The organism is Marinicella meishanensis (assembly GCF_019931145.1).
Lineage (GTDB): Bacteria > Pseudomonadota > Gammaproteobacteria > Xanthomonadales > Marinicellaceae > Marinicella > Marinicella meishanensis.
On the sequence record NZ_JAIOUV010000001.1, the window covers coordinates 279,138 to 294,547 of the forward strand.

The 15,410-nt window shown below is 52.1% G+C and carries 16 protein-coding genes; 1 reads left to right on the forward strand and 15 read right to left on the reverse strand.

Going from position 1 to position 15,410, the window contains the following annotated elements; translation table 11 throughout:
- Window positions 1–17 precede the first annotated feature (17 nt).
- From K7G70_RS01160 to K7G70_RS01195, 8 genes are all read right to left on the reverse strand, one after another.
- Window positions 18–734 (reverse strand): LytR/AlgR family response regulator transcription factor, encoded by a 717-nt coding sequence (locus tag K7G70_RS01160; protein ID WP_223786756.1) that lies wholly within the window; start codon window positions 732–734, stop codon window positions 18–20.
- Window positions 731–1,825, reverse strand: coding sequence for a sensor histidine kinase (locus tag K7G70_RS01165; RefSeq protein WP_223786757.1), 1,095 nt, complete (start codon window positions 1,823–1,825; stop codon window positions 731–733). Before K7G70_RS01165 ends, K7G70_RS01160 begins: the two co-directional genes overlap by 4 nt.
- A gap of 17 nt (window positions 1,826–1,842) precedes the next feature.
- Window positions 1,843–3,558 carry an alpha/beta hydrolase family protein gene (locus K7G70_RS01170; protein ID WP_223786758.1) on the reverse strand — a complete coding sequence of 572 codons (1,716 nt, stop codon included), beginning with the start codon at window positions 3,556–3,558 and terminating at the stop codon, window positions 1,843–1,845.
- 131 nt (window positions 3,559–3,689) lie between these two features.
- Window positions 3,690–4,859: an acyltransferase family protein gene (locus K7G70_RS01175; RefSeq protein ID WP_223786759.1), complete on the reverse strand. Its 1,170-nt coding sequence runs from the start codon at window positions 4,857–4,859 to the stop codon at window positions 3,690–3,692.
- A gap of 59 nt (window positions 4,860–4,918) precedes the next feature.
- Entirely contained in the window at window positions 4,919–5,305 is a 387-nt protein-coding gene (locus K7G70_RS01180; RefSeq protein ID WP_223786760.1) for a hypothetical protein, read from the reverse strand.
- Window positions 5,305–5,835, reverse strand: a complete 531-nt coding sequence (locus K7G70_RS01185) for an RNA polymerase sigma factor (protein WP_223786761.1) — start codon at window positions 5,833–5,835, stop codon at window positions 5,305–5,307. Before K7G70_RS01185 ends, K7G70_RS01180 begins: the two co-directional genes overlap by 1 nt.
- Before the next feature lie 3 nt (window positions 5,836–5,838).
- On the reverse strand, window positions 5,839–6,726 hold the full coding sequence (locus tag K7G70_RS01190) for a hypothetical protein (protein ID WP_223786762.1): 888 nt from the start codon (window positions 6,724–6,726) through the stop codon (window positions 5,839–5,841).
- A gap of 100 nt (window positions 6,727–6,826) precedes the next feature.
- Window positions 6,827–7,498, reverse strand: a complete 672-nt coding sequence (locus K7G70_RS01195) for a hypothetical protein (RefSeq protein ID WP_223786763.1) — start codon at window positions 7,496–7,498, stop codon at window positions 6,827–6,829.
- 459 nt (window positions 7,499–7,957) lie between these two features.
- On the opposite strand from K7G70_RS01195, the gene K7G70_RS01200 reads away from it, so the two are divergent.
- Window positions 7,958–8,275 (forward strand): ExbD/TolR family protein, encoded by a 318-nt coding sequence (locus K7G70_RS01200; RefSeq protein WP_223786764.1) that lies wholly within the window; start codon window positions 7,958–7,960, stop codon window positions 8,273–8,275.
- Window position 8,276: 1 nt separating this feature from the next.
- Here K7G70_RS01200 and K7G70_RS01205 read toward each other — a convergent pair whose 3' ends face one another.
- The 7 genes from K7G70_RS01205 to K7G70_RS01235 form a co-directional block, all read right to left on the reverse strand.
- On the reverse strand, window positions 8,277–8,978 hold the full coding sequence (locus K7G70_RS01205; protein ID WP_223787005.1) for an aspartate/glutamate racemase family protein: 702 nt from the start codon (window positions 8,976–8,978) through the stop codon (window positions 8,277–8,279).
- A 26-nt stretch (window positions 8,979–9,004) separates the two neighbouring features.
- Window positions 9,005–9,592: a class I SAM-dependent methyltransferase gene (locus tag K7G70_RS01210; protein ID WP_223786765.1), complete on the reverse strand. Its 588-nt coding sequence runs from the start codon at window positions 9,590–9,592 to the stop codon at window positions 9,005–9,007.
- Complete coding sequence (locus K7G70_RS01215; RefSeq protein WP_223786766.1) at window positions 9,589–11,295, reverse strand: proline--tRNA ligase; 1,707 nt, start codon at window positions 11,293–11,295, stop codon at window positions 9,589–9,591. Before K7G70_RS01215 ends, K7G70_RS01210 begins: the two co-directional genes overlap by 4 nt.
- Window positions 11,296–11,475: 180 nt before the next feature.
- Window positions 11,476–12,009, reverse strand: coding sequence for a DUF4124 domain-containing protein (locus K7G70_RS01220; protein WP_223786767.1), 534 nt, complete (start codon window positions 12,007–12,009; stop codon window positions 11,476–11,478).
- A 2-nt stretch (window positions 12,010–12,011) separates the two neighbouring features.
- Entirely contained in the window at window positions 12,012–13,199 is a 1,188-nt protein-coding gene (locus K7G70_RS01225; RefSeq protein WP_223786768.1) for an ABC transporter permease, read from the reverse strand.
- Window positions 13,196–13,936, reverse strand: coding sequence for an ABC transporter ATP-binding protein (locus K7G70_RS01230; RefSeq protein WP_223786769.1), 741 nt, complete (start codon window positions 13,934–13,936; stop codon window positions 13,196–13,198). Before K7G70_RS01230 ends, K7G70_RS01225 begins: the two co-directional genes overlap by 4 nt.
- Window positions 13,933–15,366 carry an alpha/beta hydrolase gene (locus K7G70_RS01235; RefSeq protein WP_223786770.1) on the reverse strand — a complete coding sequence of 478 codons (1,434 nt, stop codon included), beginning with the start codon at window positions 15,364–15,366 and terminating at the stop codon, window positions 13,933–13,935. The genes K7G70_RS01230 and K7G70_RS01235 overlap by 4 nt, the downstream gene beginning before the upstream one ends.
- Between the last annotated feature and the right edge of the window lie 44 nt (window positions 15,367–15,410).

The following is a 15,410-nucleotide window of genomic DNA, read 5'->3' on the forward strand; positions in this document are numbered from 1 at the left end:
AGGACTTCAGCACCGGTCTACCAACTCAAGGCTTTTTTCAGGTGGCTGGCGTGGCGGCGGGAGACGTCGATTTCTTGGCCGTCATCCATGGTCAACAGCAGGCCGCTGTGGCCGTAGGCTTCGATGTTTTTCACGAAGTTGATGTTGATGATGTGGCTGCGGTTGGCGCGGAAAAATTGCTTCTCAGGCAAACGGGTCTGGATTTGGGTGAGTGATTTGTAGACCAATGGTTGGTGCTGGTCGAAGTGCAGCTGGGTGTAATTGCCGTGGCTGACAAAATAGCGGATTTGGTGCACGTCAACCAACCAGCAGCGGTCGTTTTCTTTGACAAATATTTTGTGGTCGATCACCTGCTCAACCTTCGGACTTGGTTCAGTGGCATACGCTTTGAGCAGCTTTTCCAGGGCTTGGTTGAAGCGTTGTTGGCTGATGGGTTTGAGCAAATAGTCCAAGGCATTTTGTTCAAACGCCTGCACCGCATACTCGTCATAAGCGGTGGTGAAGATCACCGCTGGACAATGATCCAGTTGTTCCAGCACATCAAAACCCGTGCCGTCAGGCAGGTTAATGTCCAACAACAACACATCCGGTTGTTGTTCTCTGATCAACGCCACGCCTTCGGCCACTGTGCTGCCTTGGCCCACCACTTCGAGGTTCTGGTGGGGTTTGAGCAACTGCAACAGCTCATTGCGGGCCAAGCGTGAATCTTCAACCATGACCAATTTCAAATTCATGCCGGTGCTCCAGCAAAGGTGGCGGCCTCTGGTAAGGCGGGCAACACCACTTCAATGCAGACCTGATTGGATTGGGCCGTCACCTGCAAGGTCGCTTGGTCACCAAACAGCAGGGCCAAGCGCTTGCGGATGTTGGCCAAACCCAAGCCGGACTCGGCCACAGGTGGTTTGTGCCAATGACCCGGGTTGCGCACCGTGATGTGCAGCTGTTGTGATGCCAAATTGACGCCCAGATACAATTCGCCTGGGCTGGCTTGGCGATCAATGCCATGCCGAATGGCATTTTCCACCAATAACTGGATCAGCATCGGTGGTACCTGACAAGGCAAGGCCCTGGGCTCAACTTCTTCGCGGTATTGCAGGCGGTCCTCATATTGAATCTGGCACAACTGGATGTAGGCTTGCACCACCGCCAACTCACTGGCCAAATCGGTCAACGGCTGTTTCGGGGTGTTCAAAGAATAGCGCAACAAATCCGCCAGGTCGGTGAGCATGGTGCGGGCCCGGTCAACATCTTCCAGCATCAGACCGCGGATGTTGTTCAAACCATTGAACAAAAAATGCGGATTGAGCTGCCCCATCAGGTGGTTCAGTTCTGCTTCTTTCAGTTGCAACTGGGTCTGGTGTTGTTGGGACTGCAGTTGACTCAATTGGCGCAGGTGATTGATGATCAGATAGACCACGGTCCAAATGCCCAGCATCAAGGTCAACACCAACCAGTTTTGGTATACCGTGACCATGAAAAACACCAAGGTGCTGGCATGGCCAAACAACAGGTAATAAAAACCCACACCCAAGGTGCTCAGGACCGCCGAAACAAAGCCCAGCAGCACCACCAGCAGCACCAATCGAAACCACACCCCTGGACTCAGTGAGTGCAACAAATCAAACCGATGCAGCACCCAGCGCAACACCAAGCACAACACGGTGTTGACCAACAACAGCACCACCAATGAGACCAAGCCCTGTTCCAGACTTTCGATGCCATTGAATTGGCGGGTGATGAAATTGATCAGAATGAACACCCCCCAAACCGAAGCATGAAACCACCAAAAATAGCGGTCAGCTGGCGGGGTTCGGGCGGGGTTCATGCGGCATTCCTCATGCGTCAATCATAGCGCTTGTTCAGCCAATTGACCATGGCTTGTAACGCAGCCGGGGCAAAGGTTTCTTCGATTTGCACGTACTCGCTGGTGGCCCCAGTGGTGCTGGTTTGGAACAGGTGATTCAATTGCGGCAAGGCCTGGATGGTGAAATCTGGGTGCTGGGCTGCTTGTAAGCTGCGCTCGATGCCGGCCAGGTTGGACTCGGCGGCGACCTGCACATCCAATTCACCATTGAGGGCCAACAAAGGAGTGGAGACCTGGGCCAAATATGGGGCCGGGTCAAAGGCGATGAAATACCGGAACCATGGGGTGTCGACCATTTTCAAGTGGTTGTCCACAGCCAGTTGCAACTGCTCTGCGGACACCCCGTCGGCCGCCAAATCGTCTTTGAGGTATTGACTGACTTGCGCGCTGTAATCATCGCGCTTGGCCCATTTGACCAACTGCTGATGGAAGGCCAAATCATCGGCCCGTTGCTGCTGCAAAGTCGTTTCGTCTTGACCCATGGTCTTGGCAATCAAGTACTTTTGTTCGGCCAACAACTCGGTGATCGGAATGCCTGGTCCAGCCAACAAAATCAGAAAACCCAAGTCGTCACGCTCGGCCGCCAACATGGGGGCGATCATGCCCCCTTCGCTGTGACCAATCAAACCCACTTTGTCAGCGGGGATGTCATCCCGCGTTTGCAGGTAATCCACCGCCGCGCTGATGTCGGTGACGAAATCGGCGCTGGTGGCGGTTTTGAAGTCGCCGGTGGAATCACCGACACCGCGGTCATCCATGCGCAGCACGGCATAACCTTGTGCCGCCAAATGATCGGCAATCACCCAAAAGGGTTCGTGTTTGAACACGGTTTCGTTGCGGTCTTGGGGACCCGATCCGGTGATCATCACCGCCGCAGCCTTGACCTGTTGGGGGTCTTGGGGCCGGGTCAGGGTGCCAGCCAATTGCACCCCAGCAGTGACGTTCTCCACCACCACGTCTTCCACGTGATAAGCAAATGGGGCTTGGGGTTGCTGTGGTCGCTGGTAGACCTGTTTGGGCAAAGCACCTTGGGTCAAGGCCAGCTTGAACACCAGGCCTTGTTGCTTGAAATCGCCGTCAATAGTCTGTTCGTCTTCACTGAGGTGACCGGTGAACTCAACCCCCAGCGCTTGCATGGTGAAACGCACTTCACCGGCCTCGATGCCGATGGCATCCACCACCAAGCCAGTGACGTTTTGATCGGGGCTGTCGGCACTGGCCTGCAATTGCCCTTCTGACTGCTTGACGTGCAACACCAAACTCAGGGGGTTGCCTGGAATCTGCACCGTGCCACCCCATTGACCCACCAACACCGCTGGATCACTGCTGTCGCTGTGGGCCACGTTGGCATCTGCGCGGGAGAAACTCAAATCAAACACCCCGCCTTGAATGAACTTGCCGGTGATGGTGTCATTGGCCTCATCCAACTGGCCCTCGTAATGCACCCCAATGGCTGACAACTCAAACAACAAACGCGCACCGTCCATTTCCACCCGGCTCATGGGCATGCCCATGGCGCCCTGGGCGGGTGAATCCAGCGTGCCACTGGCCACGCCATCGTTTTGTTGCAAGTGCAAGACCAAAGGCAACTGCATGCCGTTGACTTCCAACACCCCTTCCCAGTCACCTGCCAACTCAGCGTGGACCGTCCATGACCACAGCAGCAATGATGTCAACTTAATCAATTGTTTCATGATAATTGTTCTCGATTGAAAATGATCATGCTAACAGCAATCGAGCGATGACCACCAAAATTAGGATGGATGGTCCATTGGCGATGTGAACCCCACCACTGGCCTGATCATCAGGCCAGTGAGTTCCGCATTCAAAGCCTGTCTTTCCAAATCAAGAAGGGCTTTTCCACCAAATAATGCACCAACAAACTGCCCAACAACGTCATCCCCAAATACAATGCCATGAATGAGCCGATGTGGATCCAAGCTTCTTCGCTGCGAATGTATGTTTTGTGAATTCGCACCACCCATGGCAACAACGCGTAATGAACCAAGTACAATGAATAAGACAGGACGGCAATCACCCGCAACGTCCGGCCTCGCAACAAGGCCAACCAACGATGACCACTGAATTGAACCACCGACCACACCAAACACCCAAACAGCACAATCACCAAACCATGAAGCCAGTTGGTCCAATGCCAGCTTGGCAGGTCAAACAATTTCACACTGAATAACAACACCCCCAAAATCAACATCACCCCAATCGTGGATCCCGGTCCAAGCCTGTTGACCGGGCGCCCTTGCCACAAAGCCACCAGCACGCCAATCAGAATCCCGGTCACGGCAAAATGAAAGGGCAGACGCAGCTCTATGAAAAAATCATTGCTTCTCAAATCGGCGTCTGCTTGAATGATCAACACGCTCCGATAAAGTAACATCAAGAGCACAAAAAGCAGCAACAGCAGGGTCGCTTGTTTGGCCGGCCAGCGGCGCAAAAACAACAGCAATGGCGCCAGCAGATAAAACTTCTCTTCCGTCGCCAGTGACCACATGGGTTCCAATATTCGGGGGCCCATGTAATCCTGTAAAAAAAACAAATGCGTAAGCAGCTGTGTGCCAGTCACATCGACCTTGTAATAAGGAATGGCACCCAACATGAACAGCAAGATCATGGCGTAATACACGGGAAACGTTCGCAGCACGCGTTTCAGTGCATAGCGGCGGTAATCGGTGGCCAAGGCGGTTTGGTCTTGCAATTTGATCAGGTGGTGGAAAATCAAATACCCACTGAGCACAAAAAACAAATCCACGCCCAGCCAGCCATTTTGCAGGAAGTGACCCAATGCCCCTGTGAAAAAATTGCGATAATAAGAGCCATTCACTTCACCATAATAGGTGGCAAAGTGATACAACAGCACCATGACAATGGCCAGTGCCCGCAAGCCATCCAGCTCTGGAATTCTTCCTGGCTGAGTCCCAATTTTGAGGTATTGAACCCAAGCGAATTTTTGGCGGCCGCCCTCTGCTGTTTGCTGCATGTCAGTTTGGATTAAAAAAACTGGACCTACTATAGCAGCACCAGACTCCGATGTGGTGTTCAAATAGACAGCAAATGGGTCTTCAGCGCTTTGAGGTCTTCAATGATGGCTTGCTGTTCTTGGTGCAGCGGTTGGTAAATCCTTTGTTCCAACTGTTGGGCATTGGGTTGCCACGGGGGGTTGATCGGCTTGTTGGCAACCAGCTCTGGAGCAACCAGCGCCACGGAGGCTTGATTTTGCCAGGCAAACACCGTCACCAACACCGCCAGGGTAAAGCCGGCAGCCAAACCCAGCCAAACCCTTTGGGGACTGCGGTTTGGTCGCGGGGATTGGGTCAGAGAGGCCGCCAGTCGCACATCCAAGTCCAGTGTTGCCAGGCGCTGTTGCGCCTGCGCCTGGATGGCTTGCGCATCTTGTTTCAACTGTTTTTCCAATTCTGGGTTCATCAATGGGCCTCCAACATCAGCGACAACGAGCGGTTGTTACTGAGTTTCATTTTACTGCGATGCAGGTTGGTTTTCACCCACGATGTGGACTGATTCATGATGTGGGCAATTTCTTGGATGCTGGCTTGTTCCACATAAAAAAACCACAACACATCATAATGCTTGGGTGATACGTCTTGTTTGATCAACTGCCAAATGTTGTTCCGATCGATGGCAAAGGGGTCTTCCTGGGTGGCCAACTGCTCTCCAGAGATGGCATCCATGGCCACGTGGTAAACGGTTTTCAGTTTGCTGAGAATGCGGCGGGCAATGGTGAACAGCCAGGTACTGAATTGCCACTGGGCGTCATAAGTTTTGAGGTACTTGAATGCGCTGATGAAGGTTTCTTGGAGCACATCATCGGCGTCATGGCTGTTGTGACAACGGGCCAGCAAATAACTGTACAAACGCGCCTGGTAGGAAGCCACCAACTGCGAAAAACAGTGGGTGGCTCCTTGTTGCGCCTGGCTGATGAGCTGTTGCTCAGTCATGCTTCAGTCGACGTTGATTTGCGGCAGCAGACTGAATGGCACAGACGTGGTCACCAACAGGTCGGTGCCTTGTTGGCTGATGTTCAAACCATTGAGCAAGGTGGTCAACACCGGCTTTTCATCGGTCGCCCCAGACAAGGCGTTCATGGCCACCAAACCCCGGGCCACTTGCACCAGTTGGGTGGCGGTGGCGTCGTCGCTGGTGGATAACACCAAATCCAGCGACAGATCAGCACCCGACTCATAGGCAGCGGCTGATACTTGGGTGACTTTGGTGAACATTTCAGATTGGAATGGCTGTTTGTGCGCGCTCAAATCCGCACCCATTTTGGCCATCGCCGATTCCACATTAACCAACAAGGAAATCAAATCTGACTGGTACAAATCGGCGGTGCTGTATTGACCATCAATCCAGTTTTTTACCTCGGTTTGGCTGAAGCTGATGACCATCATTTGGTCGTTCAGTTTGGCGCTGTAAAAAGCAAAATCATTGGCCTTTTTCTCATCCACCTTGAACTGGTTGATCACGGTGCCACCGTGGGCCGTTGAGTCATACAAGGCGATCGGTGATTCACCATTGATCTGATACAGCGTGTCGGTGATGTATTGATTGAGGCTGAAGTTGGCGAATTGGCCGGCGAGCACCACCGAAACGTCATTTTCTTTTTCGGTGTGGCCATACAGGGTGATTTTTTGCACCTCTTGGGGCATGTTTTCGCGCAGAGAAAAATCGTTCTTGTGGTGTTTCTCTTGGGGTAACAGAGGCAACACCTTGTCTCTGATTTGGGCCACATCCACCGACAAATACCAATTGGCTTCATCATAGGCAGCGGCTTGGCTGTTAAATGCAAAGACCCACAGCAGGGTCAACAGGGTGATGGTTTTTTTCATGTTGTGCTCCGGTTAATAACTATTAGATACGAACACTGATAGGCCGGAAAACTGCCAAAGGTTACAAAAACATGAAAAAAAGGCCCCGATTGGCCCAAAATCAGCCCATGCCAAAGATCAGGTAAATGATTTCGACCCCTTTTTGGGTGTGGTGCAACAGCAAGAAAGAACCCAAATACAGGACCGATGCCAAGCAACCCAGGGCCCACAAGTAGTGCGCTTGCACAGCCAACAAGCGATGCAGTCCATACACCGCAATGGCGGTGGCATGCACCCAGATCAAGCCCAGCACCCATAAGTGCCAATCCTGCATCGCCTCGTCATGGGCCAACTGCAAAAACAGGTTGTGGTATTTTTCACTGCTGAAGCCGGCATGGATTTCAAACAACATGTTCCACAACCACAACGGCACCCAATAGACCACGATGAACCACCCCACCAACAAGCCCACTTGGTGGTGGTCACGCAAACCCAACCAGGCCACCGCAGCAAGCAGGACCGTAACCATGGCCCCATGCACCAACAACACGGCAAAAATTTCTCCGGGCTTTTCTTGTTCCTGGACAAATTCAAAGCCGCTGAACAGCAGCGACATCACGGTGATGATGATCACCATCAAAGCGATCGACTTTTTCACATGCAACATGGCTTGTTCAATGGCATTGGGGTGTTGCTGGATGCCATTGAGGACCCAAGCTGGCCGACCATAAAAACTCACCATGGCCACCAAGGCCTGGAACAAGGCTTTGAGTTCATTGAGGATGTATTGCATGGTGGCATTGTAACCACAGTCACCGGTGGATGGAAAATTTTTGAACCGAAGGTTTCAGTCGGTGGTCACAACTGACAGGATCAATGAAGAACAAACGGAGAACAGGCATGTTACGACACCGAACCCCCCAAGCCAACCAAGACGAAATCAATGTCACCCCCATGATGGATGTCTTAACCCGAGTGACGTCTATATTTCATTTCAGTCAATGATAGGATTCATGCATCAAGGCGATGAATTGAAGTTACAGTCATCTGTATCAAAATTCAACAACGATGATGCATGATTCCTATCATTGACCATCCTTTGAGTAGCTGTTGTTATGGGACAAAAACTAATCCTCAACTCTGCGTTACGACTTTCATTAATAGAATGACCATTAATTTCAAGCCAAGCCTTGATTTGAGAATTTGTTTTTGTCCTGAAACGGAATTTAGACGCCACACGGGTTAAATCATCATGTTGATCTTTTTCGTGGTGACCGCCTCTTTTGTCAAAGAAACCGGTCTCGGCATCAGCCGCTCCACCGCCGCAGAAATGCCCCAGCATGATGCACCGGTGGTGACCATCAAACTCGACCTTGCTGGTCACAGCATCAATGGACAAAGCGTTGCCCTGGATGGCATGGCAAGCCGCCTGGCCCAACTGCACGCCGAACACCCCAAACTCACTGCTCAATTGGTGGCGGCCAAAGACATCGATGTGGCCACCTTGGTGACTGCTGTGGATCAGGTCCGTGCCGCTGACATTGAAGGTTTGGCGGTCAGCACTTTTTGAATCATGGGTCTTGGTTCAAGGCCATCTCAACGGCGGCTTGAATGTGGCAGTGGGTGGCATCAAGCAGGGGCACTGACGTGTCTGATGACTGCACCAACAAACCGATCTCAGTGCAGCCCAAGATGATCGCTTGCGCCCCTTGTGCAGCCAAGTCGTCGATGATGTCCAAATACGCTTGTTTGGATTCAGCCTGCAACTGACCGTGACACAACTCGGTAAAAATCACCCGATCCACCACGTCGCGTTGTGGGGCGTTGGGCAAAAGTGTTTGGATCCCATGACGTGCCCGCAAGCGGTCTCGATAGAAAGGCTCTTGCATGGTGAAGGCGGTGCCCAACAAGCCCACGGTTGTTACCCCTTGGTCTCGCAGGGCCTGGCCCACCACATCGGCGATGTGCAGCAACGGCAGATCCAATTCGGCCTCGATCAAAGGCGCCAATTTGTGCATGGTGTTGGTGGCAATCACCAAAAAATCCGCCCCAGCGGCTTGGATACAGCGGCAATGACCCAACAATCGCTGGCCAATGCCTGCCCAGTCACCGGCCTGCATCAGCCGTTCTATCGGGGCAAAATCCACATTCACCAGCACCATCGGCGCCGAGTGCAGGCCCCCGAGGTGTTGATTGATTTGCTGATTCAGTTCGCGGTAATAAATGCGGGTGCTTTCCCAACTCATGCCACCCAACAAACCAATGGTGTTGATGTGGGGCAGGCGATTGGGGTCTGAACTCACTGCTTGAGCCAGGTATAAATGCGCATGGGCGGGATGTTTTTGAACTCGATTTTCTTGTAGGTGTAATCACCAAACAACGGTCTGGCCAGTTTGCTGACGTGATCCCTCAACTGATAAGCCAAAAAGATGCCGCCGGGCTTCAGGGCGTCATGGATCGATTGCATGATGGCTTTGTCCATGCCTTTGGGTAAGGTGGTGAACGGGATGCCAGAAATGATCACATCGGCCGACTCCCAGTCATGTTCTGACATGATTTCGACCAAGTTTTGGGCCCCTTTGTTGCTCAATATCAAACGCGGATCACCGATGGTTTTGGCCATGTGATCGATGAACTTTTGATTGATTTCAACACTGATCAGATGGGCATCATCGGCCATGTATTTGAGGATGCCCTTGGTGGTGCCACCGGTCCCCGGACCCAACTCAATGATGTGTTGAGATTCTTGTAAATGCGCGGTTTTGGCAATTTGTTCAATCAACCAAGGCGAAGAGGGCATGAAGTAGGCCACTTGCATCGGACTCTTGATGGCGTGCTTCAGGAACAAGGCCGAATCTTTCAAGGAATTTTTGACTTTTTTGCTCATGCCTTGATTTGTCCTGATAAGAAGCTTTTGATTGTATCACGACTGATGTTTTGTGATTGCATGTCTACACGATGGCGGTATTCCACTTCGTCATTGTCCAGGGCGCGGTCGCCGATGATGACTTGATGCGGAATGCCCAACAACTCGAAATCAGACATCATGAAACCGGGTCTCACTTTGCGGTCATCCAGGATCACCTCAATACCCAGGGCGGTTAACTCTGCATATAATTGATCTGCAGCTTGTTTAACGCGCTGCGATTTTTGGTAATTCATGGGCAAAATGGCCACGCTGAACGGGGCGATGTTGGCAGGCCAAATGATGCCTTTGTCGTCGTGGTTTTGCTCGATGGCCGCGGCCACCATGCGAGTGACACCCATGCCATAACAGCCCATCTCCATGGCTTGTGATTTGCCTTGTTCATTCAACACCACGGCATTCATGGCTTTTGAATATTTGTTGCCCAATTGGAAGATGTGTCCCACTTCAATGCCACGGGCCATTTGTAAGGTGCCCACCCCATCTGGGCTGGGTTCGCCCACCTGGGCATCGCGGATGTCTTTGACCAGATCATAGGTCGCATCGCGATCCCAGTTGACCCCGGTGTAATGGTGACCTTCTTCATTGGCACCACACACAAAATCACTCATGTTGGCCACGGTTTGATCAACCACGATCAGGCAATGCAAATCTTTGACCCCGATGGAGCCGGCATCACAGCCGGCCGTGGCTTTGATTTCTGCCTCATTCAGCATGCGCAAAGGCGAGGCCACGACGGCCAAATTACCGGCTTTGACTTCATTCAAGGTGTGATCGCCGCGCAACACCAAGGCCACCGGTTGTTCGGTGCCTTCGACCAACAGGGTTTTGACGGTGCTGGTTTTGTCGACCTGCAAAAAGCTGGCCACTGCCTCAATGGTTTTCTGCTCGGGCGTGGCCACTTTTTGCAGCGCCGCTGTCGGTGCCGCCCGTTCATTCAGCAAACTGACGGCCTCACATTTTTCCAGGTTGGCCGCATAGTCACCGGTGTCTGAATACATGATGGCATCTTCACCCGAATCAGCAATCACATGAAACTCCTGTGAACCAGAGCCACCAATGGCTCCGGAATCGGCCAACACACAACGGAATTCCAAACCAATGCGGTTGATGATGTTGGTATATGCCTGGTGCATTTTTTGGTATGTAACTGCCAGCGAATCCTGAGTCAAATGGAAGGAGTAGGCATCCTTCATGATGAACTCACGGGACCTCATGACCCCAAAACGCGGCCGAATTTCATCCCTGAATTTGGTTTGTATTTGGTAAAAGTTGATCGGCAATTGCTTGTAAGAATTGATTTCATTGCGCACAAAGTCGGTGATCACTTCTTCATGGGTGGGGCCAAAAAAGTAGTCCCTTTGGGCCCGGTCATGGATGGCCAACAGTTGCCCACCGAAGTCTTCAATGCGGCCGGTCTCTTCCCACAATTCTTTGGGTTGTACCGCTGGCATCAACATTTCCAAAGCACCACTGGCATTCATTTCTTCACGGATGATTTGTTCCACTTTTTGCAACACCCGCAGTCCCAACGGTGCCCAGGTATACAAGCCGGCGCCCAGCTTTCTGATCATGCCGGTACGAATCATCAATTGGTGGGAAATGATTTCGGCGTCTTGAGGGGTCTCTTTGCGGGTAACTAAATGAAAATCGGTGGTTCTCATGGTAACAATTGGGGGTGATCAAAAAAACAGCGCCATCTTAACTGATTTTGCTGACTTCTGCTGCACTTATGTCAGCGGGGTGCACCGATCCAAGGGCCTGTGCTGCTGCCGCGCAAGCCCTGGGTGGTGGTCATCGAATGCGGTTCGGCCGGGCCCGGTTGATGCGGCTCCGACCGTTGTTCACTTTTTTGAGTTTTGATGCATGAAGAAGGTCACCACTTGTGACTTTTTCTTGACTTTGTTGGTCAATCGCTCCACCAGCAAAGCCTGCACTTGGTGTTCTCCTCGACTGATGTTGGAAAAGGTCTGTGAACTGCTGTCATCCGGCTTTTGTTTTTCGCCATCCAACACCACCTGGACCTGATAACGGAAACTCTGTGCTTCGGTCAATTCCGGTACCGACACCGTCACTTTACCCCCAGTGCCCCACAGGTTTTGTTCCTGGCTGGGTTCCAGGATCTCAAACTTGGGCACCTCTGCCGGATCCACCGGTTCGGCATCACTGGTGGTCGTGTTGGAGTAGGTGTCTGCTGGTCTGGCAGGCACCACCGACAACTCCGGTAAATCAGCCTCTTCATAATTGTCATTGGGCTTGGTTTCGGTGTAGTGGGTCACCCCGTTTTCATCGGTGTATTTGTATATTTTCTTCTCTTCTTTGGCCTGTGCACCGGTGCTGAGTAACCAGGCAGCCAAGAGCAGATGGGTTTTATTCATAATCAATCCGAAAACAACATCGTTTCTTTGTTATACAGCCTGACTGCAAACCATGCAAGCACGACACCAAAGAATAAAGTGCCGAAGATGGTGACCAAAATGGCCGACATGCCAGGCTCTTCGCCGCGAATGATTTGGTTAATGATCAGGTTTTGACTCAAAATCGGCACCAACATCATCCACAATTTTTCCTTCACGGACATGAACATCAACAACAAACTGGGTATCATTGGCAACAAAATCAAGAGCCCCACATAGGTTTGCGCTTCCTTGAAAGATTTGCTGAACGAGGCAATGATGGTCTGGATGGCACTGGCCACCACCGCCAAAGGCATCAACACCACCAGCATGATCAGAATCTTATACATGCCCAAATCCAAACTCAAACCCAGTTTTTTCTGGGGATAGAACGGCAAAGTGATTTTGAACACAATCATGGTCAACACCAAAGTGAGCAGACCAAAGGTGATGGTGGCCGCCAATTTACCGGCCAAAATGTCGCTGCGTTTGGCCGGATTCAAAAACAAAGGTTCCAGGGATTTGCGCTCTTTTTCGCCGGCGGTGGTGTCAATCGCCAAGTACATGCTGCCAGAGAACAAGATCAGAATCAGGAAGTAGGGCAAAAAGGTCATCATCTGGCCCCCTTTGGATTCCAGCGATGCCTGATCATGGCTTTGGATGCTCACCGCTTTCATGATGTTCGGTGAAATGCCTCGCAGTTGCAGGCGCAAGGCACCGATGCTGGAGGAGTAGGCATTGACCAAGGAGCGGGCTTTGCGCACCGATATGTTGGCCGTGCCTTTGGCCGAACCATCAAAATACAGTTTCACGGTTGCCACCCGCCCGGCATTGAAATCGGCCGCATAATTCTCGTCAATTTCCAGAATCACGTCGTGGTCTTTGTCCTTGATCGCTTGTTCCGGGGTTTTGTCTCCCAATGGCACAATTTTCACCCCTTGGCTGAGTAAAAATTGTTCCAGGTTTTGGGCCCCAGACACATTGATCACCGGCAATTCCAATTGTTCTTCGGCCTTGCCCTTGGTCATGTTGGTGGTCATGATGATCAAACCCAACATCATCAGCGGACCCAGCACCGCAGACATCACCAAAGACGACATCACGGTGCGTTTGTCGCGCAGGTTTTCGGTGACCTCTTTTTTGAACACCACTTTGAATGCTTGACTCATCATGACACACCTCCGACAGTGGATTTTTGGGTGACCAGATTGACAAAGGCGTCTTCCAGATTCTGTTCCTGGGTCAAGGCCAACAGTTCTTGTTCGGTGCCTGTGGCACAAATGGCGCCGGCATCAACCACGGTGATTTCATCGCACACCGCCGACACCTCTTGCATCACATGGGATGAAAACAGCACGCATTTGCCGCGGGCTTTTTCTTCCCGCAAAAAGGCCCGGATGGCCCGCGTACTCATCACGTCCAAACCATTGGTGGGTTCATCCAACAGGATGTTTTGCGGATCATGGATGATGGCCCGGGCAATGGCCACTTTGACCCGCTGCCCTTGGGAAAAGCCGTCGGTTTGGCGATCGGCAAATTTTTCCATACCCAACCGTTGAATCAATTCATCGGCACGGCGCTTGATATCGGCTTCACTCATGCCTTGTAAACGGCCAAAATACTCCATGTTTTCTCGTGCCGTCAAACGTTTATACAGGCCCCTGGCATCGGGCAACACACCCATGCGGGCACGTGCCGCAACCGGATTTTCGGTGGAGTTGATGCCATCAACCATGACCACCCCGGTTTCCGGTTTGATCAAGGCATAGATCATCCGCATGGAGGTGGTTTTTCCGGCGCCATTGGCGCCCAACAAGGCGGTGATTTTACCGTCTTCAGCCACCAGACTGACTTCTTTGACGGCTTGCACTTCGCCAAAGGATTTACTGATTCGATCGACTTGTATCATTCTTGAGGCCCATTCATGTTGATGAAGAAAGGAAAATCTCTGAAGTCACCCATACAAGCGGTGTCCAATTCAGTTTCCGGTTGCTTGATGAAAGCGGCAACGATTTTCGGCATGCAGCCACGGGTACTCACGATGTGGCCTTGACCTTTGGCCACCAAGTGTTGGGCATTGCTCAACGTTGCCATGGCTCTTTCGGCAAATTCAGGCGGCGTCACCGGATCGTATTCTCCAGACAACAACAAGGTCGGGATGTCTGAAGTCACCGGCTCTTTGAACGAATCGGCCACCGGCACCGAATCCCATTCGGCACAACGTGCCCGCATGAGCTCGAATAAATTGTCACCAAACAGGGAGTTGGTCACGTTGCTCGAGGTCGGCATGAACGGCACATCCTCGGCACAAGATACCGACAATTCCAAGGCGTTGTTCAGCCCTTGGTTGAGGCTGTTCATGACCATTTGTGCCTGCGCTGCCATGGTTTCAGGCTGACCGTTGTTGGCCAACGACACCAACAATGGAATCAAGCCCATGGTCTCAGGCGAATAGGCAAACATGCGCAAGGCCAACACCGCATATTCGCGGGTCATGACCACCGTTTCATATTCACCGGTGGCCGAATTCTGGATGCGCAAGGTGATGGGCTGCTCTTGCAACTGGTCCAAGAACTTCCACATTTGTTGCTCGGCATCACCAAAGGCTTTGGCACAGCTTTCATCTTGTTCACAACGCGCAAAGATTCGCGATAAAGTGCTTTGTAAATTGGCCTCATGCGAGACCCCCAGGGCTTCGTCCTGACTGACCACCGCGTCCAACACCACCGAGCGAATGGCGTCCGGATACATTTTCATGTAGGTCAAGGCCTTGCGGGTGCCGTATGAGCCACCGTACAAATTCCATTGGTCATAACCCAGGGCTTGACGCACCGATTCCAAGTCTTCAATCGCGATGGTCGTGGTGTACATGCGGGTGTCGGCATCCAAGCTGTCATGACACTCTTTGGTCCAGGCGCGCAGGGCCTCTGGATCCAAGTCATTCATCGCTTCAAAATCTTCCGGCGTGATTTCACAGCGCAACGGGTTGGAGGCACCAGTACCCCGCTGATCCACCATCACCACATCGCGCAATGGCAACAGGGCGCTGATGGGTTTAACCAAGCCTGCAAAGGTGTCAACCGCGCCTTGCCCCGGCCCACCAGCCAACAACAACACCGGGTCGTTGAGTTTGTCACTGGAACCTGATTTGACCACCGCGATGTTCAACTCGATTTGCTGCTCTGGCTGCTCGCGGTTTTCTGGTACGCTCAAGCGACCACAATGGGCGGCGGTGTGCACGCCTGAGCCTGCCGCACCAATGAAGCAGGGCTCCAACTCAAGCGCGTAGGCATTGGTGGCCAGCAACCAGGCCACCAAAGTGATGATTGTTTTGTTCATGTTTTTCCGTGCTGTTTAACGTTAATTATTCTAATGAAATGGCC